At 71.7% G+C, this 20,480-nt stretch carries 18 protein-coding genes; 9 read left to right on the top strand and 9 right to left on the bottom strand.

Annotated features, from left to right (window positions below; translation table 11 throughout):
- Positions 1–80: 80 nt before the first annotated feature.
- The gene (locus BLQ73_RS22680) at positions 81–2,066 is read left to right on the top strand and encodes an ABC transporter ATP-binding protein (protein WP_093173191.1); all 1,986 of its coding nucleotides are present in this window, start codon (positions 81–83) and stop codon (positions 2,064–2,066) included.
- Here BLQ73_RS22680 and BLQ73_RS22675 read toward each other — a convergent pair.
- A complete protein-coding gene (locus BLQ73_RS22675) occupies positions 2,054–2,941 on the bottom strand; it encodes a sulfotransferase family protein (RefSeq protein ID WP_093173117.1) in 888 nt (295 codons plus the stop codon). The two genes, BLQ73_RS22680 and BLQ73_RS22675, sit on opposite strands and share 13 nt — an antisense overlap.
- A gap of 208 nt (positions 2,942–3,149) precedes the next feature.
- On the opposite strand from BLQ73_RS22675, the gene BLQ73_RS22670 reads away from it, so the two are divergent.
- Positions 3,150–4,067, top strand: a complete 918-nt coding sequence (locus BLQ73_RS22670) for a hypothetical protein (RefSeq protein WP_245691297.1) — start codon at positions 3,150–3,152, stop codon at positions 4,065–4,067.
- Between the two features lie 45 nt (positions 4,068–4,112).
- On the opposite strand, the gene BLQ73_RS22665 is transcribed toward BLQ73_RS22670, so the two are convergent.
- Positions 4,113–5,867 carry a glycoside hydrolase family 15 protein gene (locus BLQ73_RS22665; protein WP_093173115.1) on the bottom strand — a complete coding sequence of 585 codons (1,755 nt, stop codon included), beginning with the start codon at positions 5,865–5,867 and terminating at the stop codon, positions 4,113–4,115.
- A gap of 9 nt (positions 5,868–5,876) precedes the next feature.
- Complete coding sequence (gene yczE / locus BLQ73_RS22660; protein WP_093173113.1) at positions 5,877–6,503, bottom strand: membrane protein YczE; 627 nt, start codon at positions 6,501–6,503, stop codon at positions 5,877–5,879.
- A 64-nt stretch (positions 6,504–6,567) separates the two neighbouring features.
- Between yczE and yczR the strand changes: the two genes are divergently transcribed.
- Positions 6,568–8,013 (top strand): MocR-like transcription factor YczR, encoded by a 1,446-nt coding sequence (yczR, locus tag BLQ73_RS22655; RefSeq protein ID WP_093173111.1) that lies wholly within the window; start codon positions 6,568–6,570, stop codon positions 8,011–8,013.
- Positions 8,014–8,076: 63 nt separating this feature from the next.
- Here the strand turns inward: yczR and BLQ73_RS22650 are convergent, their stop codons facing one another.
- From BLQ73_RS22650 to BLQ73_RS22640, 3 genes are all read right to left on the bottom strand, one after another.
- Positions 8,077–8,706 (bottom strand): trimeric intracellular cation channel family protein, encoded by a 630-nt coding sequence (locus BLQ73_RS22650; protein WP_275936311.1) that lies wholly within the window; start codon positions 8,704–8,706, stop codon positions 8,077–8,079.
- 14 nt (positions 8,707–8,720) lie between these two features.
- Entirely contained in the window at positions 8,721–10,205 is a 1,485-nt protein-coding gene (locus BLQ73_RS22645; RefSeq protein WP_093173109.1) for a peptide MFS transporter, read from the bottom strand.
- Between the two features lie 283 nt (positions 10,206–10,488).
- Positions 10,489–11,829 (bottom strand): hydroxyisourate hydrolase, encoded by a 1,341-nt coding sequence (locus BLQ73_RS22640; RefSeq protein WP_143020382.1) that lies wholly within the window; start codon positions 11,827–11,829, stop codon positions 10,489–10,491.
- 250 nt (positions 11,830–12,079) lie between these two features.
- Here BLQ73_RS22640 and BLQ73_RS22635 point away from each other — a divergent pair, with 250 nt between their 5' ends.
- The 4 genes from BLQ73_RS22635 (at position 12,080) to BLQ73_RS22620 (ending at position 15,655) form a co-directional block, all read left to right on the top strand.
- Positions 12,080–13,267 (top strand): RtcB family protein, encoded by a 1,188-nt coding sequence (locus BLQ73_RS22635; protein ID WP_093173105.1) that lies wholly within the window; start codon positions 12,080–12,082, stop codon positions 13,265–13,267.
- Positions 13,268–13,462: 195 nt separating this feature from the next.
- Positions 13,463–14,452: a GTP 3',8-cyclase MoaA gene (moaA, locus tag BLQ73_RS22630; RefSeq protein ID WP_218125967.1), complete on the top strand. Its 990-nt coding sequence runs from the start codon at positions 13,463–13,465 to the stop codon at positions 14,450–14,452.
- A gap of 106 nt (positions 14,453–14,558) precedes the next feature.
- Positions 14,559–15,203, top strand: coding sequence for a molybdenum cofactor guanylyltransferase (gene mobA / locus BLQ73_RS22625; protein WP_245691295.1), 645 nt, complete (start codon positions 14,559–14,561; stop codon positions 15,201–15,203).
- A 206-nt stretch (positions 15,204–15,409) separates the two neighbouring features.
- Positions 15,410–15,655, top strand: a complete 246-nt coding sequence (locus BLQ73_RS22620; protein ID WP_093173101.1) for a DUF6457 domain-containing protein — start codon at positions 15,410–15,412, stop codon at positions 15,653–15,655.
- A gap of 406 nt (positions 15,656–16,061) precedes the next feature.
- Here BLQ73_RS22620 and BLQ73_RS22615 read toward each other — a convergent pair whose 3' ends face one another.
- On the bottom strand, positions 16,062–16,379 hold the full coding sequence (locus tag BLQ73_RS22615; protein WP_245691293.1) for a DUF3099 domain-containing protein: 318 nt from the start codon (positions 16,377–16,379) through the stop codon (positions 16,062–16,064).
- 124 nt (positions 16,380–16,503) lie between these two features.
- Here BLQ73_RS22615 and BLQ73_RS22610 point away from each other — a divergent pair, with 124 nt between their 5' ends.
- Complete coding sequence (locus BLQ73_RS22610; RefSeq protein ID WP_093173099.1) at positions 16,504–16,716, top strand: dodecin; 213 nt, start codon at positions 16,504–16,506, stop codon at positions 16,714–16,716.
- 114 nt (positions 16,717–16,830) lie between these two features.
- Here the strand turns inward: BLQ73_RS22610 and BLQ73_RS22605 are convergent, their stop codons facing one another.
- Positions 16,831–18,201, bottom strand: a complete 1,371-nt coding sequence (locus BLQ73_RS22605; protein ID WP_093173097.1) for a metallopeptidase TldD-related protein — start codon at positions 18,199–18,201, stop codon at positions 16,831–16,833.
- Positions 18,198–19,697 carry a TldD/PmbA family protein gene (locus BLQ73_RS22600; protein WP_093173095.1) on the bottom strand — a complete coding sequence of 500 codons (1,500 nt, stop codon included), beginning with the start codon at positions 19,695–19,697 and terminating at the stop codon, positions 18,198–18,200. The genes BLQ73_RS22605 and BLQ73_RS22600 overlap by 4 nt, the downstream gene beginning before the upstream one ends.
- Before the next feature lie 78 nt (positions 19,698–19,775).
- Here BLQ73_RS22600 and fabG point away from each other — a divergent pair, with 78 nt between their 5' ends.
- On the top strand, positions 19,776–20,480 hold the full coding sequence (gene fabG / locus BLQ73_RS22595; RefSeq protein WP_093173093.1) for a 3-oxoacyl-ACP reductase FabG: 705 nt from the start codon (positions 19,776–19,778) through the stop codon (positions 20,478–20,480).

The following is a 20,480-nucleotide window of genomic DNA, read 5'->3' as shown; positions in this document are numbered from 1 at the left end:
TTCGGGAATCACCGGGGCCCGTGCCATGCTGCACCGGGCGACAGCGCGTGCCTTCCGGCGCGCGGGAACGGGCGGTGGCGATGTCCATGATGAACGGGGGCTACGGTTCGGCGTGGCGTTCGCTGCGGCGCGACGACTCGGTGGTCAAGGAGAAGGTCGCGCCCGGCACGGTGCGCCGCATCACCCGATACGCCCTGCCGTACTCCCGGCAGATCACGGCGTTCCTCGTGCTGGTGGTGCTCGGGTCGACGACCGTGATCGCCTCACCGCTGCTGATGAAGGCCGTCATCGACAACGGCATCATCCCCAAGCGGGTCGACGTCGTCGTGCAGCTCTCGCTGGCCATCGCGGGCCTGGCCCTTCTCGACGCCGTGCTGTCCCTCGGCCAGCGGTGGTTCTCCTCGCGGGTCGGCGAGGGGCTCATCTTCAACCTGCGCACCGAGGTGTTCGACCACGTCCAGCGCATGCCGGTCGCGTTCTTCACCCGGGCCCAGACCGGGGCGCTGGTGTCGCGGCTCAACACCGACGTGATCGGCGCGCAGCGCGCCATCACCAGCACCCTGTCGTCGGTGGTGTCCAACGTGGTCAGCCTGGTGATGGTGCTGGGCGCCATGCTCGTGCTGTCCTGGCAGATCACCTTGGTCGCCCTGGTGCTGCTGCCGGTGTTCGTGATCCCGGCCAAATGGGTGGGGCGGCGCATGTCCGGGCTCACCCGCCGGCAGATGGTCCTCGACGCCGACATGAGCCAGGTGATGACCGAGCGGTTCAACGTCGCCGGGGCCATGGTCGCCAAGCTGTACGGCAGGCCCGACGACGAGGCCGCGGCCTTCGCCGATCGGGCGGGGCGGGTGCGGGACATCGGCGTCACGGTCGGCATGTACGGCGCGTTCTTCCGCATCGCGCTCGGCCTCGTCGCGGCCCTGGCCACCGCCCTCGTCTACGGCCTCGGCGGTGTCCTGGCGGTCGGCGGCGTCTTCGAGCTCGGCACGCTGGTCGCGCTCGCCTCGCTGCTGATGCGCCTGTACGGCCCGCTCACCAGCCTGTCCAACGTCCACGTCGACGTGATGACGGCGCTCGTCAGTTTCGACCGTGTTTTCGAGGTTCTCGACCTCAAGCCCATGGTGGCCGAGCGCCCGGGGGCCGCGGCCGTACCCGACGGCCCGGTGAGCGTGGAGTTCGCGGACGTGGCGTTCCGCTACCCGGCGGCGGGGGAGGTGTCGCTGGCCTCGCTGGAGGCGGTCGCCCGCCCCGACACCGGGCCGGGGCAGGAGGTCCTGAACGACGTGTCGTTCACTGTGCGGCCCGGTGAGATGGTGGCGCTGGTCGGCCCGTCGGGGGCGGGCAAGACGACGATCACGTCGCTGGCGACGCGGCTCTACGACACCACCGGAGGCGGGGTGAGCCTCAACGGGCTCGACGTGAGGGACGCCACCTTGGCCTCGCTGCGGGAGACGATCGGCGTCGTCACCCAGGAGGCCCACCTGTTCCACGACACGATCGGGGCGAACCTCCGCTACGCCCGCCCGTCGGCGACCGACGAGGAGATCTGGGAGGCGCTGCGCGCGGCCCAGATCGCCACCATGGTGGAGAGTCTCCCCGAGGGGCTGGAGACCGTCGTGGGCGACCGGGGCTACCGCCTGTCGGGCGGCGAGAAGCAGCGCCTGGCGATCGCCAGGCTGCTGCTGAAGGCGCCGCGTGTGGTGGTGCTGGACGAGGCGACCGCGCATCTGGACTCCGAGTCCGAGGCGGCGGTCCAGCGGGCCCTGAAGTCCGCGCTGACGGGCCGCACCTCCCTGGTGATCGCGCACCGGCTGTCGACGATCAGGGAGGCCGACCAGATCCTGGTGGTGGCGGGCGGGCGCATCGCCGAGCGGGGGCGGCACGAGGAGCTCCTCGCCGCAGACGGGGTCTACGCCGAGCTGTATCGCACGCAGTTCGCCCACCAGCCGCCGTTCGAGACGGTGATGCCGGAGAGCCGAGCGGGCGAGGCCGTCGATGCCGTCGATGCCGTCGATGCCGCCGAGGACGCCGAGGCGGACTGGGCGGGCCGCGGTCAGCTCAGATAGCCGAGCCGGCCGAGCTCCTCCCTGGCGACCTTCTCGACCAGCGCGGCGTCCTCGGGGCGCAGCCGGGTCCGCCAGGACCCGGGGGGCGGCCCGGCCGCGGCGTACAGCGCGACCTTGGAGACGCGCGTCTCCAGGAACGCCGACAGGGTCTCGGCGGTCTCGGCGGGGTCGTCGAGGAGGCTCTCGTGGCGCAGGGTGAGGAGCTGGTCCTTCGGCAGCTCCTGCCGCAGCGCGGCAGACAGGCGCACCGCGCCGCGCCAGCGCAGAGCGCACTTGCCCGCGGTCGGCATGGCCTTCCACCGGTCGCGGTGCTCCTCGGACTTGACGCCGAGGAAGGCGTTGGGGAACTCGGTCTCCTCGCTGAGCATCGACGGCTTGAACCACGCCAGGCACGCCGGATCGGCGAGCATGTCGGCGGTCACGTCCCTGCCGTCCCGGATGACCTGCACGAATCTCGCGTCGGGGAACGCCTGGAGCAGCACCGGCGCGCTGTAGAGCAGGTCGGGGCCGGCGTCGCCGAACCGGGCCACGGTGCCGGGCGTGGCGCACGGGCCTCCGCCGGTCACGCCGCCGGCCTCGCGGCAGGACCCGGGACACTCGAAGCACGAGCCGGGCAGGAGCTGCCAGGAGTCGGCCAGAGCGTCGCGCAGCACCCTGGCCGCTCCGGACCCGCGCCCGGAGGCGATGGACGGTTTGCGGGCGAAGGCGTAGATGACGTGGGCGACGGCGGGGCGGCCCATCGTGACGTGGAAGCCGGGGGAGCGTTTCAAGGCACGGCCCAGCAGGTCCGCGCCCGAGTGCGGAGCGGCGAGCACGAACACGGGGCGACGGACCTTGACGCCGTTGACCACGAGGATGTGGGGCGGAGGTCGCATAGGTGAGGACAGTGTGACACCGTTTGCCGCGTGAGCGAACCCGAGCGCGCGACACCCCCTCTCACCTGCTGTGATAGGCCCCACATTCTGGGAGGTTCTTGGTGTTTTTGATACGTAATCGTGCTCTCCTGCGCTTCTCCTACTCGGAGAGAAGGGGACAATAGAGACAACGTGCTGAGGAGGACGACCGGCAGAGGGGACACATCGCGTGTGGCTGTTCCGGCGGCGACGGGAGCGGCAGGCGCCACGGCGGGCCGCCGAGGACGTCGACCTCGATTCCCTGCTCGCCCTGGTCGCCGAAACCCTCGGATACACCTGCGCGTTCGCCGCGGACGGCTCCAGCCTGGCGCTGTCGGCCGAGGACGGCACCCGGCACGCCGTACGGCTCACCGGGCTCCGGCGCGAAGCCGCCAAACGCGCCCGTGAGGACTGGCCCACCCTCGTCTCCGCCCACCTCGCGCACGTCGTCGCCACCGCCGGGGAGCCCCTCGACGCGGCGGAACTGGAACAGATCCGCCCCCTGCTGCGCACCCGCGTCCAACTCGCCGACGACATCCCCGATCTCGGCCGCGTCGTCGGCCGCCACCTCAGCTCCGACCTCGTCGAGCTGCTGACCGTCGGGTACGGCGGAGCCGTACGGGCTGTCCGCCCCGAGGAGGCGGGCTGCTGGCCGCTCCCCTCCGGGGAGGTGCTCGACCTCGCCCTGACCAACGCCCGCCACGACGAGCGCCTCACCGCCGAGGAGGCCGACCTGAGCGGTGTCCCGGTCTGGCGGCTGTCCGGCTCGACCGCCGGCGCGGCGGCCCACCTGCGGTGGCTTGAGGAGTATCTCCCGGTCCCCGATGACGGCGCCCTGGTCGCCTTCCCGTCATCCGCCACGATGATCGTCCACTTGGTGCGGGGCATCGGCGTGGTCCGGGCCATCGAACGCCTGCGGCTCTACGCGCAGAAGGAGTACGACGGCGAGGGCGACGCGGTCAGCCCCCAGATCTACTGGTGGTGCGATGGGCGGCTCACCCTGATCAAGGCGGACCTGGTCGGGGGCGACGGCCGCATCCGGTTGGTCGTCGCCCCCTCCCGGGAGTTCGCCAGAGTGCTCGCCGACATCGCCACCCGGGGCGACTGAGCCGGTCCGGGGCGGCTGAGCCGCCCCGCGCGGACGCTCAGCACCTCAGGACAGGGTGCGGGCCGTGTGGATCAAGGGCACGTGGCTGAACGCCTGCGGGAAGTTGCCCATCATGCGGCCCGTCGCCGGGTCGTACTCCTCCGCCAGCAGCCCCACGTCGTTGCGGAGCGCCAGCAGCCGCTCGAACATCTCGATCGCCTCGTCCTTGCAGCCGATCATCGCCTTGGCGTCGGCCAGCCAGAAGCTGCACGCGAGGAACGCCCCCTCGCGGCCGGGCAGGCCGTCCACAGGGTTGTCCGCCGCCACGGGGTATCTCAGGACGAACCCATCCACCATGAGCTCGCTCTCGATGGCCCGCACCGTGTTGACCACCCGGGGGTCGGTGGCGGGCAGGAAGCCCACCGCCGGGATGAGGAGCAGGGACGCGTCGAGCTCGCGGGAGCCGTACGACTGCGTGAAGGTGCCGGTGTCGGAGTCGAAGCCCTTGGAGCAGATCTCGGCGTGGATCTGGTCGCGCAGCGCGCGCCAGCGGGCGAGCGGGGCCTGCTTGCCGAAGATCTCGGCCTGGCGGACCACCCGGTCCAGCGCCACCCAGCACATCACCTTGGAGTGGGTGAAGTGGCGGCGCGGCCCCCGGACCTCCCAGATGCCCTCGTCGGGCTGATCCCACTGGGACTCCAGGTAGCCGACCAGCTCCCGCTGGATCGCCCAGGCGCGGCGGTCGTGGCCCAGCCCCGAGGCGCGGGCCCTGTAGAGGCAGTTGGCCACCTCGCCGTAGACGTCGAGCTGGAGCTGGTTGACGGCGCCGTTGCCGATGCGCACCGGGCGGGAGTTCTCGTAGCCGCGCAGCCAGTCGAGCTCCATCTCGGGGAGGCGGCGCTCGCCGGCCACGCCGTACATGATCTGGAGGTCCTGGGCGCGTCCGGCGACGGCGCGCAGCAGCCATTCGCGCCAGTCCCGCGCCTCGTCGAGGTAGCCGGCGCCGAGCAGCGCGTCGAGGGTCATCGTGGCGTCGCGCAGCCAGCAGTAGCGGTAGTCCCAGTTGCGCACGCCGCCGATGTCCTCGGGCAGCGAGGTGGTGGGGGCGGCCACGATGCCGCCGGTGGGGGCGTAGGTCAGACCCTTGAGCGTGATGAGGGACCGGACCACGGCCTCGCGCCAGCGGCCCTTGTGGGCGCAGCCGTCCACCCACTCGGTCCACCCCGCCTCGGTCTCCCGGAGCTGGAACTCGGGGTCGATCTCCTCGGGTCTCGGCTCGTGCGAGGGGTGCCAGGTGAAGACGAACGCGAGGCGCTGCCCGGCCGACACGCGGAACGTTCCCTGGTGGGCGTAGTCGCCGCCGGTGAGCGGCACGGGCGAGTTCAGCCACGCCGCGTCGGGCCCGCCGATCGCCTGCAGGTCGCCGTCGGAGCGGCGCACCCACGGCACCACGCGCCCGTAGTCGAACCGGATGCGGATCTGGGTGGACATCTCCACGCTGCCCGACACGCCCTCGACGATGCGCACCACGTCGGGGTTGGCGTGCCGGGGCGGCATGAAGTCGATGACCCTCACCGTGCCGCCGGGGGTGTCCCACTCGCTTTCGAGGATCAGCGTGTCCTCGCGGTAGCGTCGCCGGTTGGCCATGGGCCTCCCGGAGGGACCGATCCACCAGTGGCCGTTGCGCTCGCTGCCCAGCAGGGAGGCGAAGCAGGCCGGCGAGTCGAACCGGGGCAGGCACAGCCAGTCGATCGAGCCGTCCCGGCCGACGAGGGCGGCCGACTGCATGTCACCGATGAGGGCGTAGTCCTCGATCCGCATGCCTCGACGTTATACGCCCGGAGCGCCGGAGCGGCGATCCGCCGCCAGGAGCGGCATGAAGAACTGGGTCATCGGCCCGATCGACAGGGCGAAGACCAGGGTGCCGATCCCGAGGTTGCCGCCGAGCAGCCACCCGGCGAGAAGGACGGTGACCTCGATGAGCATACGGCTGAGCCGGATCGACAGGCCCTTGGCGGCCAGGCCAGTCATCAGCCCGTCGCGCGGGCCGGCCCCGAAGCCGGCGCCGATGTAGAGGCCCGTGGCCACCGCGGTGATCACGATGGCCGCCGCGAGGAACGCCCAGCGTACGGCGAGGTCGCCGGGGGTGGGGGCGAGCCAGAGGGTGAGGTCGGCGAAGAGGCCGATGCAGAAGACGTTGCTGATGGTGCCCAGGCCGGGTTTCTGGCGCAGGGGGATCCACAGCAGCATGACGAACACGCCGACGACGGTGACCGCCAGGCCGATGGACCACCCGGACATGAGGCTGAGGCCGTGGTGGAACACGTCCCAGGGGAAGTTGCCGAGGGTGGATTCGATCTGGAGGCCGATGCCCGCGCCGTACAGCGCGAGACCGGCGTAGAGCCGCACGAGGCGGCCGGGCAGCGGACCGAGGCGGCGAAGGGTTGTTTCACTCATGACAGGCGCCATCGTGTCGGTGCGCCCGGTTGCCTTTGAATAGCCAATCCGGGAAAGTGGCTTTATGTCTGGCCTTAACCGTCATATCAGTGCGACCCAACTGGCCCGGCTCGTTCGGATCGACCCGGGCACCCGGCCCTACTACCAGGCGCTCGCCTCCTCCGTGCGCTCGCTCATCCTGGACGGCGGCCTGGCGGTCCGCGTCCGCCTGCCCGCCGAACGCCACCTGGCCGCCGAGCTCGGCGTCAGCCGTACCACCGTGACCTCCGCCTATGACCGGCTGCGCGAAGAGGGCTACCTGGCGAGCAGGCAGGGGGCGGGAAGCTGGACCGAGCTGCCCGACTCCGGGGCGCTCGGTGTCGACAACCCCTGGGTGGCGGCCGAGAGTGGCGGGCTGCTCCCCATGCACTGCGCCGCGCCGGCGGCGGGCGCCGCGCTCGCGGCCGCGGTGGAGGCCGCCGCGGCGGAGCTGCCGCGCTACGCGCTCGGCATCGGCTACGAGCCCACGGGCCTGCCCGCGCTGCGCGAGCTGGTCGCCGCGCGCTACACCGAGCGCGGGGCCGCCACCAGGCCCGAGCAGATCCTGATCACCCCCGGGGCGCAGCAGGCCATGAACCTGATCACGCTTCAACTCATGGCGCCAGGGGATGCGCTGGTGGTCGAATCGCCGACCTATCCGCACATTCTCGATCTCGCGCGGCTGCGGGCCGCCCGCATCGTCCCGGTGGGCATTCCGCCGGACGGCTGGCACCTCGACCTGCTGACCTCCGCGATGCGCCAGTCCGCCGCCCGCCTCGCCTACCTGATGCCCGACTTCCAGAACCCCACCGGTCGGCTGATGGGCGACGAGAAGCGGGCGGAACTCGTCGCGGCGGCCCGCGCCTGCGGCACCACCTTGGTGATCGACGAGAGCTGGGCGGAGACCGCCGTCGACGACGTGCCCGCGACCAGGGCGACGGCCGCGTTCGACACCGACGGCCGCGTGATCAGCATCGGATCGGCCTCCAAGCTGTGGTGGGGCGGGCTGCGCATCGGCTGGATACGCACGACGGCGGCGATGGTCCGCCGGCTCGCGGTGCTGCGTGCCGGAGTCGACATCGCGAGCCCGGTGCTCGAACAGCTCGTCGTGGCCCGGCTGTTCCAGGACATCGACGCCGGGCGCGCCGAACGGCGCCGCGCGCTGGCCGCCTCGCGGGCGGCCCTGACCGCGGCGCTCGCCGCCGAACTGCCCTCGTGGACCTACACGATGCCCCACGGCGGGGGAGTCGTGTGGGCGCGGCTCCCCGGGCCCACCGCCACTCCTCTCGCCGAGGCGGCGGCGTCCCGGGGCGTACGGCTCGCGCCCGGCCCATGGTTCGGCGTCGACGGCACGCTGGAGGCCTACGTGCGCATGCCGTACACGCAGTCGCCGCAGGTCGTGACCGAGGCCGTGCGCCGGGTCGCGGCGGCTTTCCACGGCGGCCCGGGGCCGGTGCGCCGGTCGTTCGAGGCGGTCACCCCGGCACTGTGACGGGCGCTGCGGCAGGGCTGTGACGGGTGCTGTCACGGGGGTTGTGACAGGCGCTGCGGCGGTCTACTCGTCGGGGATCCCGCGGGCCAGGGGCGCGCGCCAGCCGTACCGCATGGCGAGGATGCGCAGGAGGAACGCGAGGACGGCGGCGGCGAGGGTGGCGGGCCAGCCGGTGAAGCCGGCCCCCCAGAGCAGGGCCATCACGGCCGAGCCCAGCAGGGCGGGCACCGCGTAGAGCTGGCGGTCGTAGAGCAGGCTCGGGATCTGCCCCGCCAACACGTCGCGCAGGATGCCGCCGCCGACCGCCGTGGTCATCCCGAGCAGCACCGCGTGCAGCGGGCTGAAGCCCACCGTGAGCGCCTTCTCCGTACCGACGGCGCAGAACAGCCCGAGTCCGGCGGCGTCGAACACCAGCACCGTCGGCATGCCCCGCTCGACCTGCGGATGCCAGAAGAACACGATCACCGTGGCGAGCAGGGGCACGAGCACGTAGCCGAGGCTCTCGAACGCCGCGGGGCGCACGTTCAGGATCAGATCACGCAGGATGCCGCCGCCGAGCGCGGTCATCGACGCCAGCACCGCCATGCCCACCACGTCGAGGCGTTTGCGCGCTCCCATGAGCGCTCCGGAGAGGGCGAAGACGAAGATGCCCGCGAGGTCCAGCAGCGGGCTGACGTGCAGCGTGTCGTTCACGGGAGAATTGTCGTCTATGCCGGAATGTGCTCTCCCGTGAGGTGACGCAACCTGCCGGACCAGGCCAGCAGGACGAGCCCGGCGAGCACCGCGACGGCCGCCAGAAGCAGGAAGTACTGCGTCTCGCTGACGAAGGCCCGCAGCCGGTAGGTCTGCCCGCCGACCGAGTCCCCCACGGCCGAGGCCAGGAACCACACGCCCAGCATCTGCCCCTTGAAGGCGACCGGCGCGAGCTTGGCGGTGACCGACAGGCCCACCGGGCTGAGTGACAGCTCGCCGAAGGTCTGGATGAGGTACATGAGCGCGAGCCACGCGATGCCGACCTTCGCCCCGCCTTCGGCGATGCCCGCTGCGGCGGAGAGCACGACGAAGCTCAGCCCCGCCATGAACAGGGCGAAGGCGAACTTGGCCGGACTGCCGACCCGGTCGCCCACCTTGAGCCAGAGCGCCGCGAAGACCCCGGCGAAGACGATCACGAAGAGCGAGTTGAAGTTCTGGGTCCAGCCCGCCGGGATCGCGTAGCCGAAGACCGTGAGGTCCACGTGGTTCCTGGCGAAGCCGGTGACCGGGCCCGGCGCCAGATCGAAGATCATCCAGAAGATCGCGGCGGCGGCGAAGAGCCAGATGTAGGCCGCCATCCGCCGCCGCTCATCCGCCGTCACGTGGGGGTGGCGCAGGATGTAGACGAAGTAGGCCACGGGCACGGCCACCGTCACCGCCGTCGCGGCGTAGGTCACGTTGTCGACCGTCAGCATCCCGGCGCTCGCCGCGGCCAGCGCGACCGCCGCGACCGCGGCCGCCGCCACGCCGACCCGGCTCACCGCGCGGGCGCGCTCGGCCGCCGTGAGCGGGTCGCCGGGGCGCAGTCCCGCGCCCCGGAGGTGCCGTCCACCCAGCACGTACTGCGCGAGCCCGACGGCCATGCCCACCGCCGCCGCGCCGAAGGCCAGGTGCCACCGGTCCTCCCCGGCGAGCGCGGGCGTGACGAAGATGCCCGCGAAGGCGCCGATGTTGATGCCCATGTAGAACAGCGAGAAGCCGGAGTCCCGCCGCGCGTCCTCGTCGTCGCGGTACAGGTGGCCGACCATGCTGGAGATGTTGGGCTTCAGCAGCCCCGTGCCGGCGACGATGAGCGTCAACCCGACCCAGATCAGCGCCGGGCCCGGCACCGGCACCGCCATGGCGATGTGCCCGCACATGATGACGGCCCCGCCCCACAGCACCGCGCGGCGGGCCCCCAGCACCCGGTCGGCGAGCCAACCGCCGGGCAGCGCGGTCAGGTAGACGAGGCCCTGGTAGATGCCCACCACCGCGTACGCCGTCGCGGCGGGCAGCCCGAGCCCGTTCCGGACCGGCGGTGCCGCCAGGAACAGCGCGAGGATCGCGCGCAGGCCGTAGAAGCTGAAACGCTCCCACATCTCGGTGCCGAACAGCGTGGCCAGGCCGCGCGGGTGCCCGAAGAAGGACCGCTCCCGCGCGCGAAGTGTGCGCTCGGCCATCGCGTGACCGCCCCCGATCGCGACGTCGTACCTCTCGTGGCTTGCCGGGGAGGTGCAGGGATCAATGCCCAGCCTCGGGGGTGCCAAGCGGCGGAGGTCGCTTTTGGCGAGACTTTGAAACGCGAGATCGCAGAGATCGCGGAACGCGGAGCGCCCGGTCCCCCGCGGGGGACCGGGCGCTCTCGGACACGAAGTCAGCGGACAACGCTCACGTCATCATGAGGCATCGCAAGGCATCGCAAAGCATCGCGAGTCATCACGACTCATCGCGACTCATCACAGGTCAGAGGCGGCGCGGCTTCACGACCGTCGTCCTCTGGACATCGCTCAGGTCATTGGCGTAGTGGTCGGTGCCGTTGTAGCGCATCCGCCACAGACCACTCGTACGGTTGGCGACGCGCTCCGAGAAGCGGCCCGACTGGTCGGTCGTGACCGTCGCGGCGAGCTCCCACTTGGCCGCGCCGGAGGGGCGGTGCAGGATCTCCACCTGCTGTCCCGCGTAGGGGGTGTAGTCCAGGTGACCGGTCGGGTCGACCCGGCTGAGCGTGCCGCGCACCCGCACGGCCTGGGTGTTCTTGATGCGGACGGCCCGCAGGTCGGTGAAGGCCGTGTTGCGGCGGAGGCGGAAGGTCGCGTACTCCGTGATGGTCTGCCCGTTGGCGCCCTTGGCGGTGACGCGCACGGTCCAGTAGCCCGTCGGATACCAGCGGCTCAGGCCCTTCTCGGGCAGGAACCGCCACGTCTGCCATCCCTCGGAGGCACGCGTGCCCGCGGGCTTCCCCTCAGCGGCGGGCTTGGCGGCGCCGGGCTTGGCGGCGTTCGCCTCCGCCGCGTCGGCGGTCCCGGCCGCCGGCTTACCGGCGCTCGCCCCGGTCGTTGCGGGCGTGCCCGCCGCTCCCGGTGTCCCGGGCGTGCCGGCCGCGGGCTTGGCGGCGTTAGGCGCGGCGTTCGGGACCGGGCCCGTGATCGGGTTCGTGCTCGAACCCGCCGACTGCCCCGCCGAGTTCGTGGCCGAGATCGCGGGCGGGGCCGTGTCGTGGGCCGTGTCGTGAGTGGTGTCTTGGGTGGTGTCGTGGGCCGTGTCGTGAGTGACGTCCTGAGCCGCGTCCTGAGCCGAGCCCGACGTCGCCCCCGAGCCCGACGTCGCCCCCGAGCCCGACGTCGCCCCCGAGGCCGCCGGGGTGTCCGGGGCGGCCTCGTCGATCATCTCGACCGCGAGCTCCTCGGCGGCGGCGTCACCACCGGGCGCCTGTTCTTTGCCCTCCTTGACGTCCTTGCCTTCCTTGTGATCCTTCTGGTCTTTGGCCTGCTCCTTGGCCTGCTCCTTGGCCTTGTCCTTGGCTTGGTCCTTGGCCGCGGTCTCGCCGGACAGGTCGGCGGCGTCCTGAGGCGGCATGCCAGGGCTTACCTTGATGGTGACGCCGTTCCGGCCCACCACGCCGCGCGCCACGACGTCGACCACCAAGCGGACCGAACCGCTGGCCCCGACGACGGGCGAACCCGGCTTGATGCGGACGGCCCTGATCGCCACCCCGTCGTCGGTCGGCACCGGGGCCGCCTGCGCTGCGGTGGGCAGGACCACCGTTCCCGCCGCAAGGGACAGGAGAACTACTTTTTTGATCATGACCGAGAGGTTAAAAACCGCTAGGTCATGGCCAGGGCTTCGAAACACCCCACGTACGGCAAAGCACGCCTGTCCCACGCAAAGCTTGACCTGCCGTACGGCACAGCGGCCCCCACAGTCGCTCACTGCGCAGACCAAGCGACGAGCGAACCAAGGGGACATCCGGGGTATAGATCGTAAATGAGTTGCCGCAGAGCGGTCGTCTCTGGCCTGATAGGTCTCCGGACGACGCCGGAAGGAGGCGACACATATGACGTACACCATGGTGGCCGGGGCCAGAGCGCCGATCAGGATGTGGGCCGACCCCGCCGAGGTCGAGGACCAGGCCATGCGGCAACTGCGCAATGTCGCCGACCTTCCGTGGGTGCACGGCGTCGCGGTGATGCCCGACGTGCACTACGGCAAGGGCGCGACCGTGGGCTCGGTCATCGCTATGCGCGGCGCGGTCTCGCCCGCCGCCGTGGGGGTCGACATCGGCTGCGGGATGACCGCGGTCAAGACCTCCTACACCGCCTCGCAGCTGCCCGACAACCTCGCCTACCTGCGGTCCAAGCTTGAGCAGGCCATCCCCGTCGGATTCGGCCACCACAAGCGCCCCGTCGACCCCGCGAGGTTGCACGGGTTCCCGACCGGCGACTGGGCCGCGTTCTGGAGGCACTTCGACGACCTCGCCCCCGCCGTACGGCCCCGCCGCGAACGGGCCGAGGTGCAGATGGGCACGCTCGGCGGGGGAAACCACTTCCTCGAGGTGTGCGCCGACGACGACGGCGCGGTGTGGGTGGTCCTCCACTCCGGCTCCCGCAACATCGGCAAGGAGCTCGCCGAGCACCACATCCACGAGGCCCAGCGGCTTCCCCACAACCAGGACCTGCCCGACCGCGACCTCGCGGTCTTCGTGTCCGGCACCCCGCAGATGGAGGCGTACCGCCGGGACCTCTACTGGGCGCAGGACTACGCGCGGCGCAACCGCGCGCTCATGATGGCCCTGGTTCGCGACGTGCTCCGCCGCCACCTCCCCGGCATCGCGTTCGAGCCCGAGATCTCCTGCCACCACAACTACGTGGCCGAGGAGACCTATGACGGGGTGGACGTCCTGGTCACCCGCAAGGGGGCGATCCGGGCCGGCTCCGGCGATCTCGGCATCATTCCGGGCTCGATGGCCACCGGCACCTACATCGTCGAGGGGCTGGGCAACGAGTCCTCGTTCAACTCGGCCTCCCACGGGGCAGGCCGCCGGATGAGCCGGAACAAGGCCAAGAAGACCTTCACCCTGGCCGATCTCGAGGCGCAGACCGCCGGAGTCGAGTGCCGCAAGGACCAGGGGGTGCTCGACGAGATCCCCGGCGCCTACAAGGACCTCCGGGCCGTGATGGCGGCGCAGACCGACCTCGTGCGGGTCGTGGCGCACCTGCGGCAGGTCATCTGCATCAAGGGTTGAGCCGGGCACGTGTGTCGGCGACGGGGCGGGCCCGGAATCGCGGGGCCCGCCCCACCGTTGTCGCGGTTAAAGGCCGTCTGTGTGGAAAGATCCGGACACCCCGTAGGGTTACGTCCAGCGGGCTCCGCCGTACGAGAGGAGCCTCGTGCCAGGCGCTCTCCCCGGAGGCGGCCGGACGACAGGAGGTGGGCCCCGGTGCTGGTGGACTCGTTCGGACGGGTGGCGACGGACCTGCGGGTCTCCCTGACGGACCGGTGCAACCTGCGCTGCACCTACTGCATGCCCCCCGAGGGGCTGGAGTGGCTGCCCAAGCCCGAGCTCCTGACCGCCGACGAGATCGTGCGCCTCGTCGGCATCGGAGTCGAACGGCTCGGCATCACCGAGGTGCGCTACACGGGCGGCGAGCCGCTGCTCCGCCGCGAACTCGTCGACATCGTGACCCGCACCGCCGCGCTGAGGCCCAGGCCCCGGCTCTCGGTCACCACGAACGGCATCGGCCTCAGCCGCCTCGCCGCCCCCCTCGCCGACGCCGGCCTCGACCGGGTCAACGTCTCCCTCGACACCCTCGACCGCGACACGTTCGTGAGACTCGCCCACCGCGACCGCCTCGCCGACGTGCTCGCCGGGCTCGCGTCCGCCGAGGCGGCCGGACTGCGGCCCGTCAAGGTCAACGCCGTACTGATGCGGGACGTCAACGACCACGAGGCCGTGCCGCTGCTGGACTACTGCCTCGAACGCGGCTACGAGCTGCGTTTCATCGAGCAGATGCCGCTCGACGCCCAGCACGGCTGGCGGCGCGACACCATGGTGACCGCCGACGAGATCCTCAAGCGCCTGCTCGACGCCTACGACCTCACGCCTGACGACCCCCGCGAGCGTGGGAGCGCGCCCGCCGAGCTGTTCCTCGTCGACGGCGGGCCGGCGCGGGTCGGGGTCATCGGATCCGTCACCCGCCCGTTCTGCGGCACCTGCGACCGCGTCCGCCTCACGGCCGACGGGCAGATCCGCAACTGCCTGTTCGCCACCGACGAGTCCGACCTGCGTACGGCGATGCGCAATGGGGCGGGCGACGACGAACTGGCCGAGCGCTGGCGTGCCGCCGTACGCGTCAAGCGCGCCGGGCACGGCATCGACGACCCGGCCTTCCTCCAGCCGGCCCGCCCCATGTCCGCCATCGGCGGCTGATCTGGGCGGCGTGGGCGGCGGCAGGGCCGGTGTGGCGCGGGCATCGGCCCGGATGGCGTTACAGGGGGCCGTTACAGGGGGCAGGGCGGACGGCGGGGTGGACAGTGTGGACGGCAGGGTGGGGGGCGGCGTGGTGAGAGCGCCGGGGGAGCGGGCGCCTGTATATGACGCGGTGGTGCTTGCCGGGGGCGGTGCCGCGCGGCTGTCCGGGCGGGACAAGCCGGGCCTGGAGGTCGGGGGCCTCGCACTGGTGCGGCGTGTCGCGTCGGCCGTGGCCGATGCCCGGCGGGTGGTCGTGGTGGGGCCGGAGCGCGAGGGGCTGCCCGGGGCGGTGTTCGTCCGGGAGGACCCGCCGGGCGGCGGCCCCGTCCCGGCGCTGCGCGCAGGCCTGGCGGAGGTCTCGGCGCCCTGGACGGCTCTCCTGGCGGGTGACCTCCCGTTCCTTGAGCCCCGGCACGTCCACGCGCTGCTGGCGGCCTCCGGCGACGCCCACGGCGCCGTCCTGGTGGACGGCGAGGGCCGCGAGCAGTGGCTGGTCGGCCTCTGGCGGGTGGAGCCGCTCCGCCGGGCCCTGGCGTCCTACACCGGGCGCTCGCTCCACGGCCTGCTCGGCCCACTCCAGCCCGTACGGCTGGCGGCGCCGCCCGCGCCCGGCCTCCCGGAGCCGTGGTTCGACTGCGACACAATGGATGATCTGCGCCGCGCGCGGGACCTGGCGGAGCGCGACCACGCGGATGATCCTGTTCCTTGACGCGCTCCCCGGCGCCGCGCGCCGTGTCCCGCCGTGCCCGTGTCCCGCCGAACGCCGCGGGCGCGCGGCGGGTCGTGCGCGGCGGGCGGCGAGATCGGGCCCGTCCGGCCGTGCCCGTGTCCCGCCGCGTGCGCGTCTCGGTGCCGCGGGCCGTGAAACGGACCCGTTCCCGGAGTGCGGGGATGGGTGTGAAAGGAGTGTGTCCTGTGAACGTGCTGGAGGAGTGGACCGCGGAGGTGTGCCGCGAGCTGGGCATCGACCCGGCCACGGTCGACCGCGACGTGGTCCTCGACCTGACGCGTGAGATCGCCCACGGCGTCGCGCGCCCCGCTGCCCCGCTGACCGTCTATCTGCTCGGCCTGGCGAAGGGCGCGGGCACCGCCCCCGAGGACGCCGTCGGCCTGCTCACCCGCCGCGCCCGCGAGTGGGCGGCCGACACGAAGGACCGCTGACCGCTCCCGATGGCCGACCGCTCGTCCACCGCCGTCCGGGGCCGCTCGCCGCGAGCCCGCTCCCGCAGGGCCGCCCGTCACGGGCGGCCACAGCGCGCTCGCCGTACGGCATGGTCCCCGCGGCGCTTTGACTGGCGGACTTGACCGACCCGCTGCGGCGCCGCGTTCGACGGGCGCGACAGGCGTGCGCCGACGGGACGGCCGCGGGAGGTGGTCGGGGGGAAGGCTCCCCGTCAAAGATGAGATGAAAAGGGCGACGCCGGGTGGTTACGGGGGCAAACCACCCGGCGTCGCTTCATCGGCGTTCCGACGGGGGCCCGGAACGCCGGCACCAGCGCCCCGACGGGGGACCAGGGCGCTTGGCTAAAGCGTACACCTACTACCCGTGGTGTGCGTCAAGACTTAGTCACGACCCGATCTCACGTCGATGCCTTGGTATCTCGTTTTGGTTAGCTTCCGGGTCGTCAAAGGTGGGGGGAGGGGTGCCTTTCCCCCGTTCATTCGCCCCGATTACGGCAATGTACGGCAAAAATACAGCGCCCGCGATAAAGATGATCTTCACAGGCCAGGGTCCGGGGACGACCACGGCGAGAATCAGACAGATGGTGCGGATGCCCATCTGGATGAGATAGCGCTTCTCCCTACGGCCGATGTCGGCGGTCAGAGAGGGCTGGGCATCGGTCACCGGATGCACGGTCGAGCGCTTCCGCCACGTCTTCACCATTCCACGTTAGACCTCTCCGGCCACCGGGTGACCCTTGGCATGTGACGGGCCCTCCCGGGTAGTCAACAGGCACGGCCCGGCCACGGGGGCGGCCGGTACTGCTGCTGAGATGCGGGGGAGCGGGATGACGGATCGAACGTACCGGGTGACCGAAGTGGTCGGTTCCTCGGGGGAAGGCATCGACCAGGCCATACGCAACGGGCTCGGGCGCGCCGCGCGCACCCTGCGCCACCTTGACTGGTTCGAGGTCACCGAGGTGCGCGGCCACCTCGTCGACGGAGAGGTGGCGCACTTCCAGGTCGGGATGAAGGTCGGCTTCCGCCTGGAGGACGCCTGAGCGGGCCCGTGCCGTACGGCCGGGGCCCGGCGTGCGCGCGAGGCCCGTGCCGTACGGCGAAGGCCCGCCTGGCCGGGCACGGCGCCGTACATGCCGCGCCCGGCGGTGGAGGAGTCAGTTGGCCTGGCTGACCGTGGACATGTTGAAATCGGGCACCCGCAGCGCGGGCATGACGGCGCGGGTGAAGTAGTCGCTCCACTCGCGCGGCAGGGTCGGCACCGACGCCCCCACCTCCGTGGTGCGGCCCAGGAGGTCCACCGGGCTCTCGTTGAACCGGAAGTTGTTGACCTCCCCGACCACCTCGCCCTTCTCCACGAGGTAGACGCCGTCCCTGGTCAGACCGGTGAGCAGGAGCTGCTGAGGATCGACCTCGCGGATATACCACAGGCAGGTCACCAGCAGCCCGCGCTCGGTTGAGGCGATCATCTGCTCCAGCGAGGCGTCCGCGCCGGCCGACGACATGATCAGGTTGTCGATCGCCGGGGTCGGCGCGAGGCCGGTGAGTTCGGCCGAGTGCCGGGTCTGCAGCAGGTTGGCCAGGTGGCCGCCCGCGATCCAGTCGGTGGACGCCAGCGGCAGGCCGTTGTCGAAGACCGACCTCTCGCGGCTGCCCGCGTGGGCGACGACGAACGGCGAGCAGCCGATGCCGCCCGCGAGCGGGTCGCTGTAGAGCCGCAGCGGCAGCGGGGACAGCTTCTCCCCGACGCGCGTCCTGCCCTCGGGCGCGGAGAACACCGTGCGCCCGTCGGCGGCGTCGCGCGCCCCCGCCGTCCAGTAGAGGTAGATCATCAGGTCGGCCACCGCCGTGGGCGGCAGCAGCGTCTCGTAGCGGCCCGCGGGCAGGTCGATCCGGCGGGAGGCCCATGCGAGCCGTGTGGCCAGAGTGGAGGACAGGGCCGCGATGTCGACGTCGGTGAAGTCGCGTGTCGCGACGCCGGTCCAGGCCGAGCGCTTCATGTCGGGGGACTTGCCGTTGAGCTCCAGCCGGCCCGTCGGCTGGTCGTGGCGCAGGCGCAGGCCCCGCGACGAGCCGACGAAGGTAGAGGTCAGGGAGTGCTCGGCGAAGCCGTACAGCTTCGTGCCCGCCGCCTCGGCGGCGGCGAACGCCTCGCCGAGGGCGGGGGCGACACCGGCGAAGACCCCGATGCCGGTGGGCTCGACAGGGGCGTCCCAGCCGTCGGCCGGGCCGGTGCCCTCGACCAGCGGCCGGGCGTCCTCCGCGGGACGGGCGTCCCTGGCGGTGCGGTCGGCCTCGGCCACGACGTCGGCGATCTGCTCGGGCCGGACCGCCGACCGCGAGACCACGCCCACGCTCTCACCGACGATGGAGATGACGGTGAGCTGTGACGAGCGGGCCACGCCGTTGGTGGTGAGCGTGTTGCCGGCGAACCGCAGGTTGGCGGTGGAGCCCTCGTCGGCGATCACAATGGTGTCGTCGGCGGCGCTGAGGGACAGCGCCCGCTCGACGGTCTCCTGTGGGGTCACTTTCCACCCTCCTGCACGGTGTTGAGAATGCGCACTCCCCGGAACAGCGCCGACGGGCAGCCGTGGCTGACCGGCGCGACCTGGCCGGGCTGCCCCTTGCCGCAGTTGAACGCGCCGCCGAGGACGTAGGTCTCCGGGCCGCCCACGGCCTCCATCGACCGCCAGAAGTCGGTGGTGGTCGCCTGGTAGGCGACGTCGCGGAGCTGGCCCTTGAGCTCACCGTTCTCGATCCGGCGGAAACGCTGCCCGGTGAACTGGAAGTTGTAGCGCTGCATGTCGATCGACCAGCTCTTGTCGCCCTCGATGAGGATGCCGCGCTCGACCCGCGACACCAGCTCCTCGGTCGAGGGGCCGTCCGGCGCGGGCCGCAGGGAGACGTTCGCCATGCGCTGGATCGGCATGTGGCCGGGGGAGTCGCCGAAGGCGCAGCCGTTGGAACGGCCGAAGCCCTTCATGAGCGCCATGCGCCGGTCGAGCTGGTAGCCGGCGAGCGTGCCGTCCTTGACGATGTCGAAGGACTGTCCGGCCACGCCCTCGTCGTCGTAGCCGATGGTCGCCAGGCCGTGCTCGACCGTGCGGTCACCGGTCACGTTCATGATCGGAGAGCCGTATTCCAGGTTGCCGAGCTTGTCGAACGTCGCGAAGCTGGTGCCGGCGTAGGCGGCCTCGTAGCCGAGCGCCCGGTCGAGCTCGGTCGCGTGGCCGATCGACTCGTGGATCGTCAGCCACAGGTTGGAGGGGGCGATCACCAGGTCGTAGGAACCGGCCTCGACCGAGGGCGCGGCGAGCTTCTCGGCGAGGAGCTCCGGGATGCGGGCGAGCTCGCCGGGGAAGTCCCAGCCTGTCCCCGTCAGGTATTCGTAGCCGCGCCCGACCGGAGGGGCGAGCGTGCGCATGTCGTCGAACCGGCCGTCCGCGACCTTCGCCGCGGTGAGCTGCGGATGCACCCGCACCCGCTGCTGGGTCGTCACCGTGCCCGCGCTGTCGGCGTAGAACTTCTGCTCCTTGACCGCCATCAGCGACGCGCTCACATGGTCGACCCTGGTGTCCTTCAGCAGGTCGGCCGACCAGTCGGCGAGCAGGCCGACCTTGTCCTTGGCGGGGACGTCGAACGGATCGACGTCGTACGACGACACCCAGGTGGCGTCGGCGTGCACCGGCTCGGGCGCGAGCTCGATCGGCTCCCGGTTCACCGCGGCCGCCACCGTCGCGACCTCGACCGCCTGCGCGGCCACGGCCGCCGCGGCCTGCGGCGTCAACTCGATGCCCGCGGCGAACCCCCAGGTGCCGCCTTTGATCACCCGTACGGCGTAGCCCAGGTCGTCGGAGTCGATGGAACCTTCCAGGCGGGCGTCGTAGAGGCGCATCGTCTCGGCCCGCACGCGTTCGAACCGGAAATCGGCGTGCTCGGCACCGAGGTCGCGCGCGGTCTGCAGGGCCGCATCCGCAAGCTGCCGCAGGGGCAGCGCGAGAAAATCTGGATCGATCTGGCGCATGTCCACGATCCTAGCCACGTGATCTTGTACCCCCCGGATATCTGGGTTACCCAGTGGTAGGCGATAGCGTCTGGCCTCATGGCACGCTCTGTACTCGTCACCGGTGGCAATCGCGGCATCGGTCTTGCGATAGCCCGTGAACTCGCGGTGGCCGGCGACGCCGTCGCCGTGACCTACCGCTCCGGAGAACCGCCCGAGGGCCTGTTCGGCGTCCGCTGCGACGTCACGAGCATGGCCGACGTCGAGGCGGCCTTCGATAAGGCCGAAGCCGAGCACGGCCCCGTCGAGGTGGTCGTCGCGAACGCGGGCATCACCAAGGACACCCTCCTGCCGATGATGAAGGAGGAGACCTTCACCGACGTCATCGACGCCAACCTCACCGGCGCCTACCGCGTGGCCAAACGCGCGGTCAGGGGCATGCTCCGCATGAGGCGGGGACGCATCATCCTGATCTCCTCCACCACCGCCACCCGCGGCCTGGCCGGACAGACCAACTACGCCGCCTCCAAGGCCGGCATGATCGGCTTCGCCCGCTCGGCCGCGCGCGAGCTCGGCTCGCGCGGCATCACCGTCAACGTGGTGGCGCCCGGCTTCGTCCAGACCGACATGACCGCCGACCTCGACGAGTCATACCAGGAGCAGATCAAGGCGGCCATCCCACTCGGGCGCTACGCCACCACGGCGGACATCGCCCGCGTGGTGAAGTTCATCGCGAGCGACGACGCCGCATACATCACCGGGGCCGTCATCCCGGTCGACGGCGGTCTGGGAATGGGGCACTGA

The organism is Sinosporangium album (genome assembly GCF_900100605.1).
In the GTDB taxonomy this organism is placed as follows: Bacteria; Actinomycetota; Actinomycetes; order Streptosporangiales; family Streptosporangiaceae; genus Sinosporangium; species Sinosporangium album.
This window is presented reverse-complemented; position numbering and strand designations above follow the sequence as displayed.